The sequence below is a fragment of the Nesterenkonia sp. NBAIMH1 genome (assembly GCF_007922635.1).
GTDB lineage: Bacteria > Actinomycetota > Actinomycetes > Actinomycetales > Micrococcaceae > Nesterenkonia > Nesterenkonia pannonica.
Genome location: NZ_CP042335.1, coordinates 1364309 through 1387827, shown reverse-complemented (window position 1 = coordinate 1387827; position 23519 = coordinate 1364309). Strand labels below are relative to the sequence as shown.

The 23519-nt window shown below is 65.0% G+C and carries 21 protein-coding genes and 2 tRNA genes; 12 read left to right on the top strand and 11 right to left on the bottom strand.

Features of this window, described 5'->3' with window-relative positions:
- Positions 1 to 66: 66 nt before the first annotated feature.
- From FS388_RS06530 to FS388_RS06495, 9 genes are all read left to right on the top strand, one after another.
- Entirely contained in the window at positions 67 to 1851 is a 1785-nt protein-coding gene (locus tag FS388_RS06530; RefSeq protein WP_146340687.1) for a bifunctional sugar phosphate isomerase/epimerase/4-hydroxyphenylpyruvate dioxygenase family protein, read from the top strand.
- Positions 1852 to 1965: 114 nt separating this feature from the next.
- The gene (locus FS388_RS06525; protein ID WP_146340686.1) at positions 1966 to 2544 is read left to right on the top strand and encodes a TRAP transporter small permease; all 579 of its coding nucleotides are present in this window, start codon (positions 1966 to 1968) and stop codon (positions 2542 to 2544) included.
- A complete protein-coding gene (locus tag FS388_RS06520) occupies positions 2541 to 3815 on the top strand; it encodes a TRAP transporter large permease (protein ID WP_146340685.1) in 1275 nt (424 codons plus the stop codon). The genes FS388_RS06525 and FS388_RS06520 overlap by 4 nt, the downstream gene beginning before the upstream one ends.
- Complete coding sequence (locus FS388_RS06515; RefSeq protein ID WP_146340684.1) at positions 3812 to 4714, top strand: shikimate dehydrogenase; 903 nt, start codon at positions 3812 to 3814, stop codon at positions 4712 to 4714. Before FS388_RS06520 ends, FS388_RS06515 begins: the two co-directional genes overlap by 4 nt.
- Before the next feature lie 17 nt (positions 4715 to 4731).
- Complete coding sequence (locus tag FS388_RS06510; protein ID WP_146340683.1) at positions 4732 to 5772, top strand: DctP family TRAP transporter solute-binding subunit; 1041 nt, start codon at positions 4732 to 4734, stop codon at positions 5770 to 5772.
- A gap of 78 nt (positions 5773 to 5850) precedes the next feature.
- Positions 5851 to 6483: a TetR/AcrR family transcriptional regulator gene (locus FS388_RS06505; protein ID WP_146340682.1), complete on the top strand. Its 633-nt coding sequence runs from the start codon at positions 5851 to 5853 to the stop codon at positions 6481 to 6483.
- A 259-nt stretch (positions 6484 to 6742) separates the two neighbouring features.
- Entirely contained in the window at positions 6743 to 8455 is a 1713-nt protein-coding gene (locus tag FS388_RS06500) for a sodium:solute symporter family protein (protein ID WP_146340681.1), read from the top strand.
- A 2-nt stretch (positions 8456 to 8457) separates the two neighbouring features.
- Positions 8458 to 8589, top strand: coding sequence for a putative transporter small subunit (locus FS388_RS13135; RefSeq protein ID WP_210410160.1), 132 nt, complete (start codon positions 8458 to 8460; stop codon positions 8587 to 8589).
- A gap of 133 nt (positions 8590 to 8722) precedes the next feature.
- Positions 8723 to 9529: a tryptophan-rich sensory protein gene (locus FS388_RS06495; protein ID WP_146340680.1), complete on the top strand. Its 807-nt coding sequence runs from the start codon at positions 8723 to 8725 to the stop codon at positions 9527 to 9529.
- A gap of 34 nt (positions 9530 to 9563) precedes the next feature.
- Here FS388_RS06495 and FS388_RS06490 read toward each other — a convergent pair whose 3' ends face one another.
- Positions 9564 to 10487, bottom strand: coding sequence for an EamA family transporter (locus FS388_RS06490; RefSeq protein WP_146340679.1), 924 nt, complete (start codon positions 10485 to 10487; stop codon positions 9564 to 9566).
- Positions 10488 to 10558: 71 nt separating this feature from the next.
- Here FS388_RS06490 and FS388_RS06485 point away from each other — a divergent pair, with 71 nt between their 5' ends.
- Entirely contained in the window at positions 10559 to 11488 is a 930-nt protein-coding gene (locus FS388_RS06485) for a LysR family transcriptional regulator (protein WP_146340678.1), read from the top strand.
- Between the two features lie 114 nt (positions 11489 to 11602).
- Here FS388_RS06485 and FS388_RS06480 read toward each other — a convergent pair whose 3' ends face one another.
- Positions 11603 to 12040, bottom strand: a complete 438-nt coding sequence (locus FS388_RS06480) for a hypothetical protein (RefSeq protein WP_146340677.1) — start codon at positions 12038 to 12040, stop codon at positions 11603 to 11605.
- A 702-nt stretch (positions 12041 to 12742) separates the two neighbouring features.
- On the opposite strand from FS388_RS06480, the gene FS388_RS13440 reads away from it, so the two are divergent.
- Both FS388_RS13440 and FS388_RS06470 read left to right on the top strand, forming a co-directional pair.
- A complete protein-coding gene (locus FS388_RS13440) occupies positions 12743 to 13357 on the top strand; it encodes a CGNR zinc finger domain-containing protein (protein WP_146340676.1) in 615 nt (204 codons plus the stop codon).
- Entirely contained in the window at positions 13354 to 13749 is a 396-nt protein-coding gene (locus FS388_RS06470) for a RidA family protein (RefSeq protein ID WP_146340675.1), read from the top strand. Before FS388_RS13440 ends, FS388_RS06470 begins: the two co-directional genes overlap by 4 nt.
- Positions 13750 to 14099: 350 nt before the next feature.
- Here the strand turns inward: FS388_RS06470 and FS388_RS06460 are convergent.
- From FS388_RS06460 to dnaN, 9 genes are all read right to left on the bottom strand, one after another.
- Positions 14100 to 14172 (bottom strand) — tRNA-Ala (locus FS388_RS06460).
- Between the two features lie 29 nt (positions 14173 to 14201).
- Entirely contained in the window at positions 14202 to 14312 is a 111-nt protein-coding gene (locus tag FS388_RS13130) for a DLW-39 family protein (protein WP_246836133.1), read from the bottom strand.
- A 16-nt stretch (positions 14313 to 14328) separates the two neighbouring features.
- Positions 14329 to 14402 (bottom strand) — tRNA-Ile (locus tag FS388_RS06455).
- Between the two features lie 92 nt (positions 14403 to 14494).
- Positions 14495 to 15124, bottom strand: coding sequence for a DUF3566 domain-containing protein (locus FS388_RS06450; RefSeq protein ID WP_146340674.1), 630 nt, complete (start codon positions 15122 to 15124; stop codon positions 14495 to 14497).
- A gap of 60 nt (positions 15125 to 15184) precedes the next feature.
- Positions 15185 to 17797, bottom strand: coding sequence for a DNA gyrase subunit A (gyrA, locus tag FS388_RS06445; RefSeq protein WP_146340673.1), 2613 nt, complete (start codon positions 17795 to 17797; stop codon positions 15185 to 15187).
- A 45-nt stretch (positions 17798 to 17842) separates the two neighbouring features.
- Positions 17843 to 19933, bottom strand: coding sequence for a DNA topoisomerase (ATP-hydrolyzing) subunit B (gene gyrB, locus FS388_RS06440; protein ID WP_146340672.1), 2091 nt, complete (start codon positions 19931 to 19933; stop codon positions 17843 to 17845).
- Between the two features lie 210 nt (positions 19934 to 20143).
- Positions 20144 to 20746, bottom strand: coding sequence for a DUF721 domain-containing protein (locus tag FS388_RS06435; protein WP_146340671.1), 603 nt, complete (start codon positions 20744 to 20746; stop codon positions 20144 to 20146).
- On the bottom strand, positions 20739 to 21911 hold the full coding sequence (gene recF, locus FS388_RS06430; RefSeq protein ID WP_146340670.1) for a DNA replication/repair protein RecF: 1173 nt from the start codon (positions 21909 to 21911) through the stop codon (positions 20739 to 20741). Before recF ends, FS388_RS06435 begins: the two co-directional genes overlap by 8 nt.
- 14 nt (positions 21912 to 21925) lie before the next feature.
- Entirely contained in the window at positions 21926 to 23053 is a 1128-nt protein-coding gene (gene dnaN / locus FS388_RS06425) for a DNA polymerase III subunit beta (RefSeq protein WP_146340669.1), read from the bottom strand.
- Between the last annotated feature and the right edge of the window lie 466 nt (positions 23054 to 23519).

Genomic DNA, 23519 nt, shown 5'->3' with positions numbered 1-23519 from the left:
CGAACCAGAAGCAGGCCAACGTGCTTCACATCACATTTCTAATGTAACAACTGGTACATTGCGTCCATGCGCACCTCGATCGCCACTGTCTGCCTCTCCGGGAGCCTCACGGAGAAGCTCCATGCCTGTGCTGCCGCAGGCTTCGACGGAGTGGAAGTCATGGATACAGACCTCACCGTCGCCTATGAGTCGCCGAAGGAGATACGGGCGCTCAGCGAACGCCTCGGCCTGGCCATCTATATGTTCCAGCCCCTCCGCGACATCGAGGGTGTCGAGCCGGAGCTGTTCGTCGACAATCTGCGGCGGGCAGAGGCCAAGTTCGAGCTGATGCGTCGTCTCGGGACCGACCTGGTCCTGGTCTGCAGCAACGCAGGCACAGCCACAGTGGACGATGACGCCGAGGCCGCCTCCCAGTTGGGCCGGCTCGCGGACCTCGCCGCCCAGTACGGCATCCGCATCGCCTACGAGGCCCTCGCATGGGGCCGGTTCGTCAACGACTACCGACATGCGTGGCGATTGGTCACGATGGCGGACCGGCCGAACCTGGGCACCTGCCTCGACAGCTTCCACATCCTGGCCCGAGGCCACGACCCGTCCCAGATCGAAGAGATCGACGGGGAGAAGATCTTCTTCCTGCAGCTGGCGGACGCACCTCTGCTCGATATGGACGTCCTCTCCTGGAGCAGGCACCATCGCCTCTTTCCCGGCGAGGGAGGGTTCCGGCTCACCGCACTGCTCGGCCACGTCCTGCGCGCCGGCTACACCGGCCCCATCTCCCTGGAGGTCTTCAACGACACCTACCGGCAGACCGACGTGCGGAGCACCGCGGCCCACGCCAAGCGCTCGCTGACCTCGCTGGCTGACCAAGCATCAGCCGCCCATGGGTGGGACGCGGACCGGCTGCCGGAGGTCCCCCAGCCCCAGTCCGTCGACTTCGCCGAGATCACGGGTGCTGACCTCACCGCTCTGGACGAGACCCTCCATCATCTGGGCTTCACCTTCCGGGGCACGCATCAGACCAAGCCGGTCCGCCTGTGGTCTTGGGGCGATGCGCGCATCATCCTCAACGAGCAGAGCCATGGAGCGGAGCCGCAGCTCAGCGGGATCGGGATGACGGTCCGCGACGTGGAGGCAGTGGTGGCTCGCGGGCTTGCCCTGGGGGCCGAGCGCGGATTCCGACGCACCTACACCGGCGAATACGACCTCAAGGCGCTGAAGGCGCCCGACGGCACCCACATCTACATGAACGATGTGCCGGCCGAGGACAGCTGGGTCCCCGAGTTCCGCGGGGGGCAGGCCGAGCAACGCTCGGATGCTCAGGTGGACCACATCAACCTCTCCTACCGGTGGCACGACTTCGAGGAGGCGGTCCTGTTCTTCCGCAGCGTCCTGGGCCTGGGCACGGACAAGGGCGAGAACGTGGCCGGACCCGAGGGGCTGGTGCGCAGCCAGGTGATGCATACCGCTGACAAGGCCCTGCGGCTGCCCCTGAACCTTGCACCGCCGACCGCAGCGATGCCTCCCCGGCACATCGCGGTGCGCTGCCGGGGGATCCTCGAGGTGGCTCAGCGCGCACGAGAGAATGGCCTGTCGTTCCTGAGCGTGCCCGACAACTACTACCGAGACCTCCACGCGCGAACAGGGCTCGATCCGGAGTTCCTCGGCAGGCTTCAGGATCTGGACCTGCTGTACGACGAGGACCACGACGGCGCCTTCATCCACTTCTACACGCGCACCTTCGGCGGCCTGTTCGTGGAGATGGTGGAACGGGTCGGCCAGTACGACGGGTACGGAGCCGTCAACGCACCCGTGCGCCTGGCAGCCCAGCGCGAGCCTCAGCACGCCGGCTGAGCGCCCCGCAGGACCCCGTCCGCTGGCCCAGGGTGACCTTTGACACCTTATGTACCAGACAGTACATTATGAATATCTTGTGATTCAGCCCACATTCGAAGCATCGGAGGTCCCGTGTCGGACTCACCCCAGACGTCTCCCCCGGACACGTCTCGCAGCCGTCCGCTGACGCGCAGGCTCCACGACGCCATCACACGCGTCGAGCTGGCCTTCGGCGCCGTCATGCTGCTCGTCATCCTCGTCCTGGTCTTCGCCCAGGCCGCCCAGCGGCACCTGCCGGTGACCGCCGCCGCATGGACCGGCGAAGTCTCCCGCTTCGGACTGGCGTGGCTGACGCTGGGACTGGCAGGAGTTCTGATCACCCTGCGCGGGCACATCACCCTCGAAGTGCTGGACATCGTGCCCAAGCCGCAGTTCGTGCGCTTCGTGCAGGCCTTCGCCCTGGTGGTCACAGCCGTCATCGCCGCCGGGCTGGCGCGAGAGGCCTTCGCCCTGGTCCAGAGCCAGGGGGCGCTGCGATCCCCCGTGCTGCGCATGCCGATGTCCTGGTTCTACCTCCCCGTGCTCCTGGGCATGGTCAGCACGGTCATCCGATCCGCGCTGGGGGCCTGGACGGTGCTGCGCCACGGGCCATACGTCTCCGCCTCAGCCGCCGATACGGCCTCGTCTCACAGCAAGGAGCAGATCGCATGAGCCTCCTCCTCCTCGGGGTCGGCATCGCCGTCCTGCTGCTGCTGAGGGTGCCGGTCGCGTTCGCCTTCCTCGGCCCGTCCCTGGCCTACATGCTGCTGACCGGCCAATCCACCGGCACCAGCCTGCGCCAGGTGACCGATGCGACGCAGAGCTTCCCTCTGCTCGCCGTCCCGCTGTTCGTCTTCCTCGGCTCTCTGGCGAACCACGCCGGACTCGCGGACAAGCTGTTCAGGTTCGCGCTGGCTGCTCTGGCCAAAGTGCGGGGAAATCTGGGGTACGTGACCGTGGGCGGCAGCGTCGGCTTCTCCTGGATGTCCGGGTCCGCGGTGGCCGACGCGGCCGCACTGGGCAAGGTCCAAATACCTGCCATGCTTCGCAACGGATACTCACGCCGCTTCGCCACAGGCCTCTCCGCCTCGTCGTCGCTGATCGCGCCCATCATGCCCCCGTCCATCCCCGCAGTCATCTACGCCGGCTTGGCCGCGGCCTCCACCGGCGCGCTCTTTGCCGCCTCTGTGGTGCCGGCGCTTCTGATGGCCGCAGGACTGTGCGTCGTGGTCTTCATCATGGTGCGGCGCCAGCCCAACCTCAAGGCCGGACGCTTCGACCGCGCCGAGCTGCTGGCGTCCGTCAAAGGGGTGCTCCTGCCGGCGCTCACCCCTGTGATCATCCTCGGAGGAATCCTCGGAGGCCTCTTCACACCCACCGAAGCAGCCGGCGTCGCCGTGGTCTACGTGCTCCTGATCGCCGTGGGCACGCGTTCGCTGAGCTGGAGCGGCTTTCGAGCATCAGTGCGCGAGACGGTCATCACCACCGCGGGCATCATGCTCATCGTGGCCGCCGCCGCGCTGCTGGGGCACATCCTTGCGCGGGAGCGTCTCCCCCAGATGCTCACCGAGCTGCTCTTCGGGCTCACCGAGTCGCCCATCGTGTTCCTGCTGCTGATCTCTCTGCTCATGCTGATCCTCGGCACGGTGGTGGACTCCACCGCGATCCTCGTGCTGGTGGTTCCCATCCTGCTCCCGATTGCGTCCCAGTACGGCATCGATCCGATCAATCTCGGCGTAGTCCTCATCATGTCGCTGATGATCGGCCTGCTGACTCCGCCGGTGGGCACTGCGCTCTTCGTGACCGCCGCCGTATCGGACACACGGGTGGGTGAGGTGTTCCGAGGCGCAGTCCCGTTCGCCCTTCCTGCTGTGGTGGTCCTGCTGCTGGTGATCCTCATTCCCGACGTCATTCTGTTCCTTCCGGAGGTCCTGGACCTATGAGCCCTGCCCTGCTTGATCGAAGCATCCTCGGGGGGCTCATCGGCTACGGCGTCCGGCCGTCGATGACGCCGCCCCTCCACGAGCTCGAAGGCCAGCGGCACGGCCTGCGCTACGTGTACCGCCCCATCGAGTTTCCCCCGTCCGAGGACGCCCCGGATCGCCTCGCGAGCATGCTCAAGATGTGCCGCGATCTGGGCTTCGACGGCCTGAACATCACGTTCCCGGCGAAGCAGATCGTCATCCCGCTGCTCGACGAGCTGGCGCCGGCCGCTCGCATGGTCGGGGCCGTGAACACCGTCACCTTTGCCGAAGACGGGCGCACCGTCGGCCACAACACGGACGTCACCGGATTCCGGGCCTCCCTCGAGGACTCGCTTCAGGGCCGCCCCTGCGGACGCTCTGTGCTCGTAGGAGCCGGCGGCGCAGGGTCCGCGGTCGCCCACGCGCTGGTCACCCACGGCGCCGAGCAGCTCACGATCGTCGATGTCGATCGGACAAAGTCTGAGGAGGTCGCCTCCAGCCTGAGGCGCGCCCACGGATTCGACGCCGCGGCGGCGACCCTCGAGGAGCTCCCCGCCCTCATCCGGGCTGCGGACGGCGTGGTGAACGCCACACCACTGGGAATGGCCCATCATCCGGGCACCCCCTTCGATCCCACGCTGCTCGACCAGCGGCACTGGGTGGCCGACGTGGTCTACCGCCCCGTCGACACGGAGCTCCTTCAGCATGCCGATGCTCGAGGAGCCTTCACCATCTCGGGCCTCGGCATGGCCATGCACCAGGCCGCAGAGGCTTTCGAAATCATCACAGGAGAGTCGGCCGACCGGGCAGCCATGCTCAACGACCTCCATGACATGGTCGCCGCCGAGGCGATCAGAGACCGTGCAACGACGCACTGACTGAAAGGAACGGGACAATGCGCCCCTCGCAGCACCCTCACAGCAGCACCCGCACCACCCGCCCGAAGCGCACCCTGGCCGGCGCAGCCGCGGTCATTCCGCTGCTGGCCCTCAGCGCCTGCGGCGACGACGCTGACTCCGACTCCGAGGCTGTCACGCTCACCCTGGCCCACAGCTACAACGAGGGCCAGCCCATGGTCGACTGCGGAGTCGCCACCATCGAGGATGAGGTCAACGGAGCCGACGCGGGCATCACCATCGATACCTACGGGTCGTCCTCACTCGGCGGGGACAGCGACCGGATCGCGGACGTCGCCTCCGGGGACATCGACATCGACATCCAAGGGGCCTCGGCGCTCGGGGCGGTCTACGAGCCCATCAGCGTCTTCGACGCCGCATACGCCTTCGACGATGCGGAGCACCTGAGAGCCTTCATGGACAGCAGCGCCTCAGAGGACGTCATCGCTGACTTCCGCGACACCACGGGCATCCACACCCTGGGCGCGTGGTCCGCGGGATCCCGTCACTTCACCGCCAACGATCCCATCCGGGAGCCGGATGACCTCTCAGGGCTGCAGATTCGCTTCCCGGGATCGCCCCAGTACCTCATGAACGCTCAGGCCCTGGGCGCGAACGCGACGGAGGTCGCCTTCGAGGAGATCTACCTGTCCCTCCAGCAGGGCGCGGTCGACGGGCAGGAGAACCCCACCAACATCATCGCGGCCGACAACATCGACGAGGTGCAGGACTACGTGAGCCTCACCGCGCATCAGCAGAACACCAACCTCGTCATCATCGGCGAGGTGTGGGACGAGCTGAACGACGAGCAGCAGCAGGTCCTCACGGACTCCGTCGAAATGGCCGTAGACCAGGTCGCCGAGTGCATCGCCGATCAGGAGGAGGAGATCCTGGACGAATGGCGCAGCGAAGGCTCCCCTGAGGTCGTCGAGGATGTGGACCTCGACGCTTTCCGCGAGCAGGCGTTCGACTACTTCGAGGAGAACTTTGACGACGAGTCCCTGACCGTCTTCGAATCGATCCGGGGCGAAGCAGAGTAGAGAGCGAGCACACCGACGCGCTGCGGGCGCCCGGCGGCTCTGCCCCGGGCGTCCGCAGCATGCCAGTAAGGTGACGTCATGGTCCATGGCAACGAACGGCTTCGGGACGCGGAGCGGACACGCGCTGAGGTGCTGGCCGTTGCCACCGGCGTCTTCGCTGAGATGGGCTACTCAGGAGCCCGAGTGGATGAGATTGCTGACCGCACTCGGACCACCAAACGAATGATCTACTACTACTTCGGAGGCAAGGAGCAGCTGTACCTGGCCGTCCTGGAGAATGCGTACCGGGGGATACGGCAGGCTGAGCAGAGCCTCGACGTGGGTGACCTTCCGCCGGCCGATGCCCTGCGCCGGCTGGCTCACCTGACCTTCGACCACCACCTGGAGAACGTCGACTTCGTCCGCCTCGTGGCCATCGAGAACATCCACCGAGGCGAATCGATCCGCAAGATCAAGGCCGTCCAGGAGATGGGCCGCCCAGCTGTGGCGCTGCTGGAGGAGATCATTGGACGGGGGCACCGCGAGAAGGTCTTCCGCGAGAACGTCACCGCACTGGACACGCACCTGCTGATCAGCTCCTACTGCGTGTTCCAGATCGCCAACCAGCACACGTTCAGCCACCTCTTCGATGCTGATTTCGCCTCGCCGGAGCGCCGCAGCCAGATGCGCAGCCTCATCGGCGATGCCGTCCTCGCCTGGGCCCGCCTCTGATCGTGGGAAAAGTCCGCAGAGCGGCCTTTTCTGTGGCATAGATCACTTTTTCCGGCATTTCGGGCCGGCTGTCGTGTGCCGTCCTTCCGCATGATGGCAACGAAGCAGCGCCATGCGCCCTCTCTTCTGCAGTGCACCCGTGCACATGGGCAGCCCCTACTATGAGCCGGACGCGACCCTGGTAGTCGCGTGAGAACTGCCTGGATAAATACTGAAACGGCGGCTCAGGCTGCCTTGGGTACACATACGGAAGGAACGAATGGAAAACTCGTCGCCCATTCTGAGCACCCCGGCGGTGCTCCTGCTCCTCGGAGCGTTCTACGGCGTCACGCTCTATGTGGCGCTGCGGATCCGCAGAAAGAAGGAGAACGCGGACGCGTACATGACGGCCGGCAACAGCGTCGGCTTCGGCATCGCCGCCGCGAGCATGACGGCCACCTGGATCTGGGCCTCATCAATGTACGCCTCTGCCACCTCCGGCTACACCTACGGAATCTCCGGCCCCATCCACTACGGCCTCTGGGGCGCCTTCATGATCCTCTTCATCTACCCCTTCGGCCGCCGCATTAGGCAGGTCGCCCCGCGTGCCCACACACTGGCCGAGGTGATGCGCGCCCGTCACGGCAGCTCGAGTCAGCTGATGCTCGCCGGCTCCAACGTGGTGGGCAGCCTCATCTCCCTGATGAGCAACCTGGTGGCCGGCGGCGCGCTCATCGCCCTGTTCTCCCCGCTGTCCTTCGTGCAGGGCGTGCTCCTGGTCGCCACCGGTGTGCTGCTCTACACCTTCTGGTCCGGGTTCCGCGCCTCCGCCCTGACCGACTTCATGCAGGTGCTGGCCATGATGCTCCTGGTGGGCCTCATCATCCCGATCATCTTCTTCGCCGCAGGCTTCCCCGGCGCCTTCGAGGCCGGCTCGGAGAACCTGACGCCCCAGCAGTCCAACTTCTTCTCGTCCACGGCGTTCATGGAGCAGGGGGCGCCGTACATCGCGGCCGTGCTGGCCTACGCCATCGGCAACCAGACCATCGCGCAGCGCCTCTTCGCTGTGCGCGAGGACCTGATCAAGCCGACCTTCATCACCGCCACCATCGGCTACGGCGGCATGGTCATCGGCGTGGGCATGCTCGGAGTGCTGGCCCTCTACCTCGGCATGGAGCCGCTGGATGGGGACTCGAACAACATCATTCCGCAGATGGCGGCTGAGTATCTGCCCACCGTTCTGGTGGCGCTGTTCCTGATCATGATCGTCGGCGCGCTGTCCTCCACCGCCGACTCCGACCTCTCCGCACTGTCCTCCATCGTGATGGCGGACATCTACGGGCAGAACATCGCCTCCCGCCGCAAGGTCAACCCCAAGGTGATGCTGATGGTGGGCCGGGTGACCATGATTGTGGCCACCACCGCCGCGGTGGTGCTGGCGGGCATGCAGCTGGACATCCTCGACATGCTCGTCTTTGTGGGCGCTCTGTGGGGTGCGCTGGTCTTCCCGGTGATCGCCAGCTTCTACTGGCAGAAGATCACCAACGCCGGGTTCGTGGTGGCCGTCATCGTCGCCCTGGCCGTCTTCATTCCGGTCCGCTTCGAGTGGCTGCCCGATGCTCTCCCCATCACCCTTGCTGTGGACGTCCTCGCCGCCCTCGGTGCGGGTGTGATTCTGGGACTGATGGCCTTCGGCTTCTTCGGGATGCGCGTCGGCCAGATCACGGGCGTCGTGACCGCTGCGGCGACGCTGCCGTTCGCCATCGGCTCGCTGCATGAGTTCACCGTGCTGAGCGCCTCGTTGGTGGCCTATTCGGTGAGCACACTGATTGTGCTGGCCATGTGCCTGCCCAACAGCCGGACCTTCGACTTCGCTTCGATCAGGGACCGCGTCGGCAACTTCGACGAGGCCCCATCATCGATGGCCGCGGAGGAACGCCCTGAAGCGGCCCATGCGGCTTCCACTGCGAATGCACCCGGAAAGGAGGCTTGATCATGGAGACCCTGCTGATGACCATCTATGTCCTCATGTGGCCAGTAGTAGTTCTCGGCGTCTTCGCCGTACTCGTGCGCGGATTCGTCAAGGACTGGCGCCAAGCCCGCCAAGAGGGCCGCAGCATCATCTGACCGGCGCCTCTGCGTGCGTGTGGGCTCCTGGACTGACGACCGGTCCGGGAGCCCACACGCATGTTCGGCGCCCAGCCCCCGAAGAGGAGCCCTTAGTACGATCTTTCGACCGGCCGACGATCACAGGAGAAGTATGAGGACGAGCTCGAACGGGGTGCTGGCGGCAAGCCTGACGGCCCTCGCCGTGGTGGTTGCCACGATCGCCGCATTCTTCGGCAGCGGGGCGCTGGGGGGCACTCCGATCGACGAGGCCGCAGGAGGCGCGCTGTCTGCCGATGCCACTCCGCTGGCCCCCGCAGGCCCGGCGTTCAGCATCTGGAGCGTCATCTACACCGGGCTCGTGGCGTACGCGATCTATCAGCTGCTGCCGTCCCCGCGGCGCACCGCCCGGCACGTCTCGCTGCGGCCGTGGGCTGCGGCCTCGGCTCTGCTCAACGCGGCGTGGATCTGGGCAGTGCAGCTGGGAAGCGTCACGGCCAGCGTGGTGGTGATCATCCTGCTTCTTGCTGTCCTGGTGCGGATTCTTGTTCTGCTGGTGAGGACGCGCTCCGGCAGCTGGCTCGATCTTCTCGTGACCGACGGAACGTTCGGCCTGTACCTGGGGTGGGTGTGCGTCGCCACCGTGGCGAACATTGCCGCGTGGGTTGCAACGTGGGGGGTTGGCCAGTTTCCGGGCTGGGAGTGGGCCGCTGGGGCTGTCGCCTTCGTCGCAGCAGGCATAGGCATTGCTTTGGCCACGTGGGCTCGAGGACGCATCGCGCCGTCGTTGGCGATCGCCTGGGGATTGGGGTGGATCGCTGTTGGTCGTACAGGCGGCTCCCTGGAGTCGCCCGTGGTGGTTTGGAGCGCCGGCCTCGCCTCGGCTGCAGTGCTGATCGCAACGGCGGTGCTGCTCCGCATGCGACCCACATCCCGGGACACCAGGACGGTGACCGACTGAGGTCACAGTCCCATCCAACTGTCGCGTTCAGGAGTCAGGGCTCGGCTCGCTGCAGAGGTCTCCACCGGGAGGCTCCCCTGTGAGAGCGGCCTGCTGGCCATCGCATCGAGGACCATAGAACACCGCCGAGCACCAGAATGCCGCCGAACAGTTCCCACCAGGTGGGGACTTGGCCGAGCGCGGCCCAAGCGGCAAGTATGCCGACGACCGGAACCAGCATGGAGAAGGGCGCGACCACTCCGGCTGGGTGCCGCCGCATGAGCCATACCCAGATGCCGGAGCCGAGAATGGTGCCGAAGAGCATGGTGTAGACCAATCCGCCCCACCCGGGCAATGCCTGCATGCTCCACGACGCAGCGACAGCGCCCGCTATCTGCTCCGGCCCCTCGACCAGCAGGGAGACGGTGAAGAGGGGCAGCGGCGGCACCACGGTCATCCACATCACCAGGGCGAGGGGGCGGTCTGTCTGTGCCTGGCGGGACGCCAGGTTCCCCAATGCCCACCCGAAGGCGCCGAGGACCACCAGCAGGAATGGGGCCCAGCCGTCGATGCTTCCCCGAGAGAGGCCGACGATGAGCAGCCCGCTGACTGCGACTGCGATGCCCAGGGCCCGGCGTCCAGTGATGCTCTCCCGCAGGAGCAGCGCTCCCATCAGCACGGTGAAGGGCGCTGAGGCCTGCAGCACCAGTGAGGCCAGACCAGCGGGGAATCCGGCCGCCATTCCCAGATAGAGGCCGAAGAACTGCAGGGTCCCGAATCCGAGTCCGTAGCCCAGGAGGTACCTGACTCTGACCCCTGGCCAGGGGACGAACAGCAGAGCGGGGAGGGCCAGGAGCCCAAAGCGCAGCCCTGCCAGGAACAGGGGCGGGAAGTGCTCCAGGGAGAAATGAATGGCGATGAAGTTCAGGCCCCACATGGTGACCACAGTCAGAGCGAGCAGGATATGGCGAAGCGGCACCTCAGTATCATTGCGGAGGTGACTCAGTAGGTCTACTGATTGTTCGTTAAGTGTCTCTGTAGTCTTCCTACATGGAGGTTCGCCATCTTGAGCTGCTGAGGGACATCTCCCGGCGAGGAAGTCTGGCAGCGGTAGCCGCTGCTACTCACCGCACGCCCTCGGCGCTGTCGCAGCAGCTGCGCACTGCTGAGCGCGACATGGGAGCCAAGCTGGTGGAGCCGGATTCCAGAGGGATCCGCCTCACGGCAGCCGGCCAACTGCTGGCTGAGGGCGCTGAGGATATTCTTCAGCGGATCGCTGAGCTGCAGGCACGGTTGGATGAATCCTCCGGCGCTCCGCGCGGAACGGTCAGGATCGGCACGCTGCCCAGTGCGGGCGAGAGCCTGATTCCGCCCCTGTTCGCCGAGTTGGCCGACACCGAGATTCAGCTGGAGCTCGATGATTTCGATCTCGCTGAGGAAGATTTCGCCGCACAGGCTCTGGATGCTGACATCGTGATCGGCCACAGTGTGACGGGGGACGCGCCAGCAGGTGCCTCAGGTCTGGTCAGCACTCTGCTGATGCGAGAGCCGCTGGATATTGCTGTGCCTGAGAAGCACCCTTTGGCGGCCCTGAACAGTCTGAGCCCTGATGACGTCAGCCGCTTCGCGTGGATCGGGGTCCCAGCACGATACCCCTTCGATTCGATCCCGGTTGCTGTTGAGCAGGTGACCGGGCGCAGCATCAGGCGAACTGTCAGACTGCGGGACAACCGTTTGGTCCAATCACTGGTGGTCGCGGGGCAGGGGATTGCTCTGCTTCCACGGTTCACCACCCGCCCGCATCGCGGGATGGTTCTGCGGCCCCTCACCGGGATTCGCTCTGAACGGGCCATCGTGGCTCTGAGCCGCCCTGATCGGTATGCGCGATCAGCAGTCCAAGAGGTGACGGGCCGGCTCATCGGCATCGGCAGGCAGATTGCGTCAGGCGTCCCTCCCTCAGCAGCAGTCCCCACTGCTTGATGGTGCGGATCACATAGTTCATCGGCCTCGGGCGCCGGTATGGAGCCTCCCGACAGGGTCGCAGCTGCCCACCCAAAGATGCCCCGTGCCGCGCTCTCATTCTTGGCCAGTGGCTCAGGGCTGCGCCATGAGGAAGACGGCAGTATTCCCCCTTGCGGCTGCGGTCAGTATGCCTATCACCAGGATCAGCTGGAGGAGACCTGTCGCGAAGTAGAGTCCCTGCAGCCATGAGAACCCCTCAATGAGGACGGTTTCGACGAAGATCCAGATGACCATAGAGCACCCGGCTACAGCGACCCAAAGCGGAGCCGAGCTCTGGCGCGCGATGGTGAGCACTGCAGCCACCAGCTGGGTGCCGCCGACAATCACGACCAGAATGATGCCAGGCCAGAGAAAGGAGTCGAAGGAACTATTGGAGAGCATCGACGCTGGCATCCCGAGCCCCCCGGTGAGGACGATCGCAACACCCCCCGCAACAGCCGTGACTGCGTTGAAGAGTGTGACGCCAACGGTAATACGCCAAGCAAGCCTTATCAGCGCGAGGGTTTTCATCGTGACCTCGTATCCCTGGGAGTCAGTGGACTTTGCGAAACCAGCTCGCCTGGTCGGGGTCACTAGTCAACGCGCTTCAAGGCGTCTGCGAAAGGGTCAAAAGGCCCTCTGCTGCCTCCGAACTCCATAGTTCCACCGGAGTCTTTGGCCGAACGTCTCCGCTGTCGCGATAGCGCATGTCAGCGCATGCGGTGAGGAATCGACTCTTGCCGAGGGCACGTGTGACCTCTGGCCCGGGGAGTAAGTGCCGGAGCAGCGTGAGCGGAGTATGCGAGAACGACACTAGCCCTGTGCTTGTTGACGCGATCGCGCCCATACGCGAAAGAGCCCCTCTCCAACTAAAGAGAGGGGGGCTCTGATCGGGTGCTTCTATCTGTGGAGCCTGGGAGACTCGAACTCCTGACATCCTGCTTGCAAAGCATCTCCGGATCGCGCATTCCATTAGTCAGAGGAGGTTAGAAGAATGCTGTGGCGTACCTGGGGCGCACGGCTCAAATTAATCGCTTGTGCGACGCATTCCTCCGCGTCGAGAGGGATACTGCCGACCAAGTGAGTTACTACATGCTCGCTGCTGTCGCTGGCATGTTCGATCAACATGCAGCGTTGGCGCGTCCTCGTTGTGGAGATGACAAATGGGCATCACTCTGCGACTGCTCAACCTCTTAAAGGCTACCAACGGGTGTAACCGGTTAAGGTAGTTACATGATCCTCGATCCATCGAGTGGGCAGTGGTTCATTGCGCACGACGGGCAGCGCTGGTGGTTTGACTCGGGCTCTGTTGCTTTCGATTTTGCGTACACGGGCGGCTTCCCAGGCCCTGCAGATTGGGAGCACTGGCACGAGCCGGAGGATCTCGCGACGTGGTGGCGCGAGAGATTTGAGGCCGACGTCCCGGTAAGTGCATCGAACTATGGGCGAGCACGTGAGCTTCGGCATGCGATAGCTGAGTCGGTGTTCGCGGTCTCCCAGAACCATCGAGTTCCCGAAGAGGCTGTGTCTTTGATCAATGAGTGGGCGGCACGCCCAGATGTGCCGCCTCAGCTCTGCAAAGAGCCGCCAGTTACTTCCGATCGGCTGCTCGCCACGATTGCGCGGGCTGCCGTCAGTGCTCTCCGCAAGTCTGAACGGGTGCGCGTTTGCCGTGCTGGCGACTGTGCAGTGATGTACCTGGACACTTCACGTTCGGGGAATCGCGCGTGGTGCTCCATGCAACGATGTGGCAACCGCCACAAGATACGGGCACTGCGCGCACGTGGAGACACCTCCCGTGTAAGGACTGATTCTGAACACCCACCTCGACAGGAGATCAGCTCATGACGCTCACCCACATCAACCCCGCATCTCTGCACACCAACCCTGCCTTCTCTCAGGGTGTGCTGGTGACAGACGGTTCGCTGCTCCTCGTCGGAGGACAGAACGGCACCGATAAAGAGGGGCAACTCGTCTCCTCGGACTTGGGGGAACAGACGAAGCAGGCTCTCCGGAACGTTCTAGCGGTGCTCGCCGAGGCGGGCACAGACGCGAGCCACGTCGCCCGACTCGGTGTCTACCTTGCCGCTGGGGCTGACGCTGGGGCCGGCTACGCCTCAGCGTTCGACATCTGGGGTGCAAATCCGGCCGCGGTCACGGTCCTCACCGTTCACTCCTTCGCGCGGCCCGGCGTTCTGGTGGAGATCGAAGCGTTGGCTCTTGTACCGGAGACGCTATGACAATGAGAAGACCGGTCCAGCAGATGCCAGACGATATATCGGCAGTCCTCACCGAACGCCGGCTGCGCGATGCATATGACGATCGTCCGGCTTACCAGCGCAACGACTACCTCGCATGGGTTGGTGGGGGCAAAGCGCCCCGAGACGCGAGAGAAGCGAATCACGCAGATGCTGAACGAATTGCAGAAGGGCGGGATCTATATGGGGATGCGACACAGGCCATCCGACCGATGATTCGCGTGCTCCGGCGACAAGGATCACTGGCGTCGCACCATGGGGTGGCTCAGACCAGACACGAAAGAGCCCCTCTCCAACTAAAGAGAGGGGCTCTGATCGAGTGCTTCTATCTGTGGAGCCTAGGAGACTCGAACTCCTGACATCCTGCTTGCAAAGCAGGCGCTCTACCAACTGAGCTAAGGCCCCGTACTGGTGCTGGCATGAGCACCGGGTATTCAGTTTTGCTTATCCACCGTATCAGTAGCGTCAGCCCAGATACTGCGGTTCTTCTCATTCTTGCGCCACTCGCGGTAAGCGAGCGCGCCGGCTGCAGCCGCAGCTGCCACAATCAGTTTCTTCAAGTGGGCGTACGAGGACTTGAACCTCGGACCTCATCGTTATCAGCGATGCGCTCTAACCGCCTGAGCTATACGCCCCTTTTCCTCATTCGCCCTCTGGGCGACCACTACACGTTACACCAGCTCGGTCCGCGCCCACAAATTCTGCGGCCGCCAATCCAGGCGTGGGCTCAGTCGTCCGTCAGTGTGACGCCGACACCGCCGACCAGGGAGGCGCTGAAGTTGTACAGCACTGCGGCCAGCATGGACAGCAGCGTCAGCAGCACCACGTTCACCACCGAGATGATCGTCGCGAACGACGCCACCTGTCCCACACTCACAATCTCCTCGATCTGGAACCCGAGGCCTCCCGCCTCAGCGCCCAGAACCTGCTCGCCGAGCTCATTGACCCGGTCGAAGATGCCCGTGACATCCATAGCCGTCCAGATGGTCACAGCACAGACCACCATCATGATGCCCATGGCCACCGACAGCAGGAAGCTCATCTTCAGCACTGACCACGGGTCCACCCGTGACACCAGCAGGCGAGCCTTGCGCACCTTCGCCTTAGGCGTAGGCCGAACCAGCTGCGGCTGCGGACGCTGTCCAGGGCGCGGCTGGGGTCGTGCACCGCCCTGAGGGCGCGGGGCCGCACCAGACTGGGGCCGCGGTGCGGCCTGCGGACGGGCTCCAGCGGACTGGGGCCGCGGCGCCGGCTTCGTCGCGCTGGTCTCCTGGACGGAGGATGCCCGCGGGCGCGGGGCGGGGAACCGGCTCGTCGACGGGTTGTTGCCGCCGGTGCCGTCCGGGGTTTCGCTCACGGGAGACCTCCATCTTGAGTCCCATAGGTCATGATCGAGAGACCACGGTACTGCATAGTCCTAACGCTCCTGCCCAGCAGCTTCAGCCTGTCCCTGAGATTCTTCGCCGCCGTCCTCAGCGGCTTCGTCCTCAGCAGCCTCACCGGCCGCCTCAAGCGCGGCACCTGCGGCCTTGGCCACCTTCAGGATCCGGTCCTTCTTCCTGGGCTTGGCGAAGATCACACCCATAGTGTCTCGGCCTCGTGCCGGCACGCCGCTGGCGGGTGATCGGACCACGTTGCCGGAGGCCATGACCACAAGCACCTCGTCGTCCTCCTCGACCACCATGGCGCCGACCAGGTTGCCGCGCTCCTCAGCGAACTTGCCCACCTTGATGCCCAGTCCGCCGCGGCCCTGCACTCGATAGTCGTTCACGTCCGTGCGCTTGGCGAACCCGCCCTCGGTGACCGTCAGGACGAAGGAGCCGGCAGTGACCACATCGGCGGTCAGCAGCTCGTCGTCCTCGCGGAACTTCATGCCCGTCACACCGGAGGTGGCGCGGCCCATGGGCCGAAGGGCCTCGTCCGACGCGGTGAATCGCAGGGACTGACCCTTGCGGGAGACAAGCATCAGATCGTCCTCAGCGGCGACGAGCTTGGCCGAGACCAGCTCATCGTCCTCGCGAAGGTTGATGGCGATGACTCCCGCCTGGCGGGGAGTGTCGTAGTCGGTCAGCTTGGTCTTCTTGACCAGGCCGCCCTTCGTGGCGAGCACCAGGTAGTCCGCGTCGTCATAGTTCTTCAGCGTCAGCACACCGGCAATGTGCTCGTCAGGCTGGAAGGCGACGATGTTGGCCACGTGCTGGCCCTTGGAGTCACGCCCGGCCTCCACCAGCTCGTAGCACTTGGTCCGGTAGACCCGTCCCAGGTTCGTGAAGAACAGGATCCAGTTGTGCGTGGTGGTGACGAAGAAGTGCTCGACCACGTCGTCCGCCCGCAGCTGCGCTCCGCGCACCCCCACACCGCCGCGGTGCTGTGCGCGATAGTTGTCGATCCGGGTCCTCTTGACGTACCCGTCCCGGGTGACGGAGACCACCACGTCCTCTTCGGGGATGAGGTCCTCCATGGACATGTCGCCGTCGTACCCGCGCAGAATGTGGGTGCGCCGCTCGTCGCCGAACTTGTCGACGATGGCTTCGAGCTCCTCGCCGATGACCTGACGCTGCCGGTCCTCGCTCGCGAGGATCTCCTTGTATTCAGCGATGAGACGCATCAGCTCGTCGTACTCGTCCTGCAGGCGCTGGCGCTCCAGGCCGACCAGGCGGCGGAGCTGCATGTCGACGATGGCCGTCGCCTGCTCGTCGTCGATGTCGAGGAGCTGCTTCAGCCCCTCTCGGGCCTCCTCGACGTTGGCCGAGGCCCGGATGGTCTCGATGACCCGGTCGATCTCGTCCAGCGCCTTGAGCAGGCCCACCTTGATGTGCGCCTCCCGCTCAGCCTTGCCCAGGCGGAACTTCGTGCGACGGACGATGACCTCGATCTGGTGCATCACCCAGTGGTGGATGAACGCGTCCAGGCTCAGCGTCCGCGGCACACCGTCCACGAGGGCCAGCATGTTCGCGGAGAAGTTCTCCTGCAGGCTGGTGTGCTTGTAGAGGTTGTTCAGCACCACCTTTGCGACCGCGTCGCGCTTGAGCACCACAACCAGCCGCTGTCCGGTGCGGCCGGAGGACTCGTCGCGGATCTCCGCGATCCCGCCGACCTTGCCGTCGCGCACCAGGTCAGCGATCTTCTCCGCGAGCTTGTCAGGATTGACGTGGTACGGAAGCTCAGTGACCACCAGGCACGTGCGGCCCTGAAGCTCCTCGACGCTGACAACTGCCCGCATCGTGATGGAGCCGCGGCCGGTCCGGTAGGCGTCCTCGATCCCTCGGATGCCGAGAATCTGCGCGCCCGTGGGGAAGTCAGGCCCCTTGATGCGCTCCAGCAGCGCCTCCAGCAGCTCCTCGCGGCTGGCCTGCGGGTTCTGCAGGTACCAGTGCACACCGTCGGCGAGCTCGCGCAGGTTGTGCGGCGGAATGTTGGTGGCCATGCCGACCGCGATGCCGGAGGAGCCGTTGGCCAGCAGGTTGGGGATCCGGCTGGTCAGGACCACCGGCTCCTGCTGCTTGCCGTCGTAGTTGTCCTGGAAGTCCACGGTGTCTTCGTGGATGTCCCGGACCATCTCCATGGCCAGCTGCGCCATCTTGGTCTCGGTGTATCGAGGCGCCGCTGCCCCATCGTTGCCCGGCGAGCCGAAGTTCCCCTGACCGGCCGCCAGCGGGTAGCGCATCACCCAGTCCTGAATGAGCCGGACGAGCGCATCGTAGATCGCCATGTCGCCGTGCGGGTGGTAGGAGCCCATCACGTCGCCGACCACGCGGGCGCACTTGTTGAAGGAGCGGTCCGGGCGGAAGCCCCCGTCGTACATCGCGTACAGGACGCGGCGATGCACAGGCTTCAGCCCGTCCCGCACGTCCGGCAGGGCACGGCCGACGATGACGGCCATGGCGTAGTCCAGGTAGGACCGCTTCATCTCCGTCTGGAGATCCACCTGCTCGATGCGGTCCGTCTCGACGATGGTGCCCTCCAGGGGCGCCGCGGTTTCGCGCTGCTGCCCTGCTTCGTTCTGGGGGTTCTCTGGGGTGTCAGTCATATGTCTGTGTGCTCTTTCTTCAGCGCAGTCTCAGGAGGCCAGTGATCAGATGTCCAGGAACCGGACATCCTTGGCGTTCTGCTGGATGAACCCTCGGCGGGACTCCACGTCCTCGCCCATCAGCACGGAGAAGATCTCGTCCGCGGCCGCGGCGTCCTCCATGGAGACCTGCAGCAGCGTGCGGTTGTCGGGGTCCATCGTCGTCTCCCACAGCTCCGAGTAGTCCATCTCCCCGAGCCCCTTGTACCGCTGGATGCCCAGCTCCTTGGGCAGCTTGCGTCCGGCTGACCGGCCGGCGTCCAGCGCACGGTCGCGCTCAGCGTCGGTGAAGACATAGTCGGGGTCACCGTTGGACCACTTGATCTTGTACAGGGGCGGCTGGGCCAGAAACACGTGCCCGTGCTCGATGAGCGGGCGCATATAGCGGAACAGCAGAGTGAGCATCAGGGTGGTGATGTGCTGCCCGTCCACATCCGCATCGGCCATCAGCACGATCTTGTGGTACCTCAGCTTGGCGGCGGCGAACTCCTCGCCGATGCCCGTTCCGAAGGCGGTGATCATCGACTGGATCTCCTGGTTGCCCAGCGCCTTGTCCAGGCGAGCCCGCTCCACGTTGAGGATCTTGCCGCGCAGCGGAAGGATCGCCTGGGTGCGGGGGTTGCGGCCCCGCTTGGCGGAGCCGCCGGCGGAGTCGCCCTCGACGAGGTAGATCTCCGACTCGGAGGGATCCTTGGAGGAGCAGTCCGCCAGCTTCCCCGGCATGCCGAACGTCTCCAGCGGAGACTTGCGACGGGCATTCTCGCGAGCCTTGCGCGCTGCCATGCGCGCGGTGGCCGCGGACTGAGCTTTGGCGATGATCGACTTGCCGGCGGCGGGGTTGCGCTCCAGCCAGTCGCCCAGGTAATCCGTGACCACACGCTGAACGAAGCCGCGCGCCTCGGAGTTGCCCAGCTTCGTCTTCGTCTGGCCCTCGAACTGGGGTTCGGCGAGCTTCACGGAGATGACGGCGGTGAGCCCTTCCCGGATGTCTTCGCCGGTCAGGTTCTCATCCTTCTCCTTGATCAGGTTCTTCTCCCGGCCGTACCGGTTGATCAGGGAGGTCATCGCGGCGCGGAAGCCCTCTTCGTGGGTGCCGCCCTCGTGGGTGTTGATCGTGTTGGCGTAGGTGTGGACCGATTCCGAGTAGGTGAGCGTCCACTGCATCGCCACCTCGGCGGTGATGCCGCGCTCGTCGTTCTCCGACTCGAAGGCAATGACATCGTCGTGCACCATCTCAGCCCGCTTGGCCTTGTTGAGATGGTTCACGTAGTCGAGCAGTCCGTGGTCGTACTGGTAGACGACGACTCGTCCGGCGCCCTTGCCCTCCTGAACGGCCTCCTGCTGCTCGCCCGGCTCTGCGGCGGCAGCCTCCTCACCGGATTCGGACTGGGCGTGGGTCTCCCTCTCCACCACCTCGTCCTCGACCACGATGTTCTCTTCGATCCGACGCTCATCGCGGAGACTGATGCGCAGACCCTTGTTGAGGAACGCCATCTGCTGGAAGCGTGCACGGAGAGTCTCGAAGCTGAACACCGTGGAGTCGAAGATCTCAGCGTCCGGGTAGAAGACCTGGGTGGTGCCCCGGTCCTCAGTGGGGCCTTCGTTCGTCAGCTCCTTCATGACCTGACCGCCCTGCCCGAACGTGATCGCCCAGCGGCTGCCCTGACGGGCGACGCGGGTCTCCACGTGGGACGAGAGCGCGTTCACCACGGAAATGCCCACGCCGTGCAGGCCGCCCGAGACGGCGTATCCGCCTCCTCCGAACTTTCCGCCCGCGTGGAGCACCGTCATCACGACTTCGACGGTGGGCCTGCCCTCAGTGGGGTGCATGTCCACGGGGATCCCGCGGCCGTTGTCCTCCACACGCACGCCGCCGTCGTCCTGCAGGGTCACACTGATGTGATCGCAGTACCCCGCCAGCGCCTCATCGACAGAGTTGTCCACCACTTCGTAGACCAGGTGGTGGAGTCCCCGCTCGCCGGTGGAGCCGATGTACATGCCCGGCCGCTTCCGGACCGCCTCAAGGCCCTCCAGGACGGTGATGTCCGATGCTCCATAATTGCCTTGATCTTGCGGTGTCGTGGAATCCGCTGTCATGCGGGTGGATCGTCTCCTCGTAGCGGGCGGTCTATTGGCTTCATTCTACTGCCCGGATCCAAGTTTTCCCCATTCTGAGGGGAAGAACATGCCAGCAGATGCCGCTGAGCGGCCGCAGAAGGTATGCCAGAGAATCTCAGGGATCCTCTTACGGGGAACTGCTCACAGCAGACGGTCCCAGGACGGCATATGCGAAATGAGAGCTTTCGATCACCCGTAGGTGTCGCGCGGGCCGCGCCCTCCTCGGACGGACAGCCTGCCCCTCCTCCAGCTCGGCCCCGAGGGCCCGCGGATCTCCAGGCTCGTCACGATGCCGGGACCGAGCTCTCGGGTGAACACCTGCAGCAGCTGGGGCTGCATGAGCTTGAGGTTCGTCGCCCACGCCGTGGAGTCGCAGACCACCTTCACCACGCCGTCCTCGAAGCTCTCAGGCTGGCAGTGCTCGGCGATCGCCTCTCCGACAAGGGCCTCCCAGCGGCTGATGACCCCTCCGACGGCGACCGGGGCGCTCCAGCCCCGGCTGCGGATCAGGCCTTTGACCGCCTCGCCCAGCGGCTTCGGGTCCCGGAGACTGCCCACCCTCTGCCGTGACGGCGCCGAACGGGAGGTGCTGCGCGGATCCCCCGCGAGACCTTTGCCAGCCCCGGACGATGCGGCTCCGGAGCTCTTCGCCGGTGAGCGCGGAACGCCGCCCGCACGCCTGTCTCCGCGCTGCTCGGCGGATCTGCGGAAGCGCCGATACATCTGGGCTGCGGCGTCGATGCTGGCCTCATCCCCGTCCTGGCCCGGCTGGGGACTGCTCTGCTCACCCATAGCGGCTGACCCGGCTGATCTGCTGCTCCGACTCCACCCGATACGCATTCGCCAGCAGCTCCTCAGGCACGTCGTCGTCCACTGCGGCAGTGACGATGAGCTGGCCGGGAGCGGCAGAGGAGCCTTCACCCGCAGCGAGGTCGGCCAGCCGACGCCGGCGTCGTGCGTCGAGCTCCGCAAAGACATCGTCGAGGATCAGGATGGGTTCCGCGCCCTCGCTCGGGTCGTCCTCGAGCATGACCCGGTAGGACCCCAGCCGCAGCGCCAAAGCATAGGACCATGTTTCCCCATGGGAGGCGTATCCCTTCACCGGTGTGGTGTCCAGGGTGAAGTGGAGGTCATCACGATGGGGGCCCACCAGAGTGACCCCGCGGTCCCGCTCCGCGCTGCGGGCGCTGAGCAGGGCCTCCTGCATCCACTGGGCCAAGTCCTGCTCACCGGCCTCAGCGAGCTCGGCGGGCTCGCGCTCCAAAGAGCTGGTGTACTCCATGGACGCCGAGCGCACACTCTGCGACAGCTCCTGATAGGCCATGGCGGTGTGCGGCCGGAGGGCGGCCAGCATGTCCAGCCGTGCTCTCAGCAGGCGGGCCCCGGCAGTCGACAGCTGAGCGTCCCACACGGCCAGGGTGGAATCATGGGTGGCGGTGAAGCCTTCATGCCGGATGGACTTCATGAGCGCATTGCGCTGCTTCAGCGCCTTTTCGTAGTCCTGCCGCACGCCGGCGAGCCAGGGGCGCAGCTGCACGGCCAGGGAGTCCAGCAGCCGCCGGCGCACTTCCGGCGAGCCCTTGATGAGCTCCAGGTCCTCCGGGGCGAAGAGCACCGTCCGCAGGATCCCCAGAATCTCGGATGACCGAACCGGGCTGCCCCTGTTGATCCGGGCGCGGTTGGACCGACCCTGGTTGATCTCCAGCTCCAGGAACGCCTCGCGGCTGCCCCGGTGGGCGGCAGCTCTGATGATGGCCTGCTCATGACCGTGCCGGATCAGAGGGCCGTCATGGGGAACTCTGTGCGACGACAGAGTGGCCAGATAGCCCATCGCTTCGGCGATGTTGGTCTTCCCTACGCCGTTGTACCCGAGAAGGACATTGGGCCCAGGCTCCAGGGCCAGCTCCGCGTCCTCATAGCTGCGGTAGTTCTGGAGGATGAGCTGCGACACGCGCACTCTGGGCCTCCCGCCTACTGGTTGAGCAGACGCACCGGCATCAGCAGGTACCGGAATTCTGTCGAGTTCTCACTGTCCGGAGCCTCCTGCCCAGTGATCATGGCCGGCTTAGGCGCCGAGACGAAGGAGAACCGCAGGTACTCGGTGCTGATGACGTTCAGCCCCTCGTTGAGATACGCAGGGTTGAATCCCACGGTGATCGACTCACCGGTGAGCTGGGCGTCGATGCTCTCTGACGCTGAGGCATTGTCGTCGACGCCGGCGTCGAGAACCACCTGGTTGTCCTCAGTGAAGTGCAGACGCACATGTCCGTTGCGCTCCGAGACCAAGGACACGCGGCGAGACGCTTCGATGAGCTCGGCGGTGTTCACCACCGCATGGATCGGAGTGTCCTCGGGGAAGAGCTGGCGGATCTTGGGATAGTCGCCGTCGACCAGGACGCTGGTGGTGCGCCTGCTCCCGGAGGAGAACCCCACGAGAGCATCATCCTCGGAGAGCGAGATCTGAAGATCGCCGCCGCCCGCGAGGGACTTCGCGACGTCATTGAGGGTCTTTGCCTTGATGAGCACAGACGTCGAGACGTCCGGCTGCGAGGGCGTCCAGCGGATCTCACGCATCGCCAGGCGATACCGGTCAGTCGCGAGGAACGTAATGGTGTCGCCCTCGATCTCCAGCTTGACGGCCGTGAGGATGGGCAGCGTGTCATCCCGCGATGCGGCTGTGATGACCTGCGAGACCGCACGGGCGAAGACGCTGCCGTCGACGGTGCCTGCAGTCTGCGGCTGGCTGGGAAGCTCTGGGTATTCGTCCACCGGCATCGTGGCCAGAGTGAAGTTCGAGGAGCGGCAGGTGACCCTGACCTTCGAATCTTCGAGGGAGAAGCTTACGGGTGCGTTCGGGAACGACTTCACGATGTCGTTGAGCAGCCGTCCGGAGACGAGCACGGTTCCATCGGAGTCGATGTTCGCTTCGATGCTGAGCTGCGCCGAGACTTCGTAGTCGAAGCTCGAGATGGTGACGAGGCCGTTCTCCGCTCGGATCAGGAGTCCTGACAGCACCGGGGCAGGCGGCCGGGGAGACAGAGACCGTGCAGCCCAGGAGACAGCCTCCGAGAGGACATCACGGTCAACGGTGAACTGCACTGTGGAGGGTCTCCTTACGGGAATGAGCACGTCTGCTGAGTGAGCCTACCGGCAGGGAGCAGCTACCCGCTACCAGAGTCGGCACAAGATGAGCGCCGGCGAGGTGCTCAGAGCACTACATCTTGTTTGCGTTCCTGGCCGCAGTCCAACCGTGCGCTGTCGAAATGCAATAGAGAGATTTTATGAAGCAGTAGTAGTAACAGGTGTGGATTCTGTGGATAACTGCTCCTTTGCCGCGGCCTGGGCGGATCTCCCTGTGCAGTGACTGGTGGATGTGGAGCATGCGACGTGTGGATGCGCTGGGGAGAGATTTTAGGCCTGATGGGTGATATCCCCAGGGATGTGCACCTTATCCACAGGATTTTGGGAATGGTCCTCAGGTTTTCCACCCATTTATCCACAGGTGTGGGGAGGCGTGTGAGCGAGTTCCACGTCTGCTTGTGGAAATGTGGGAAAAACTGTGGAT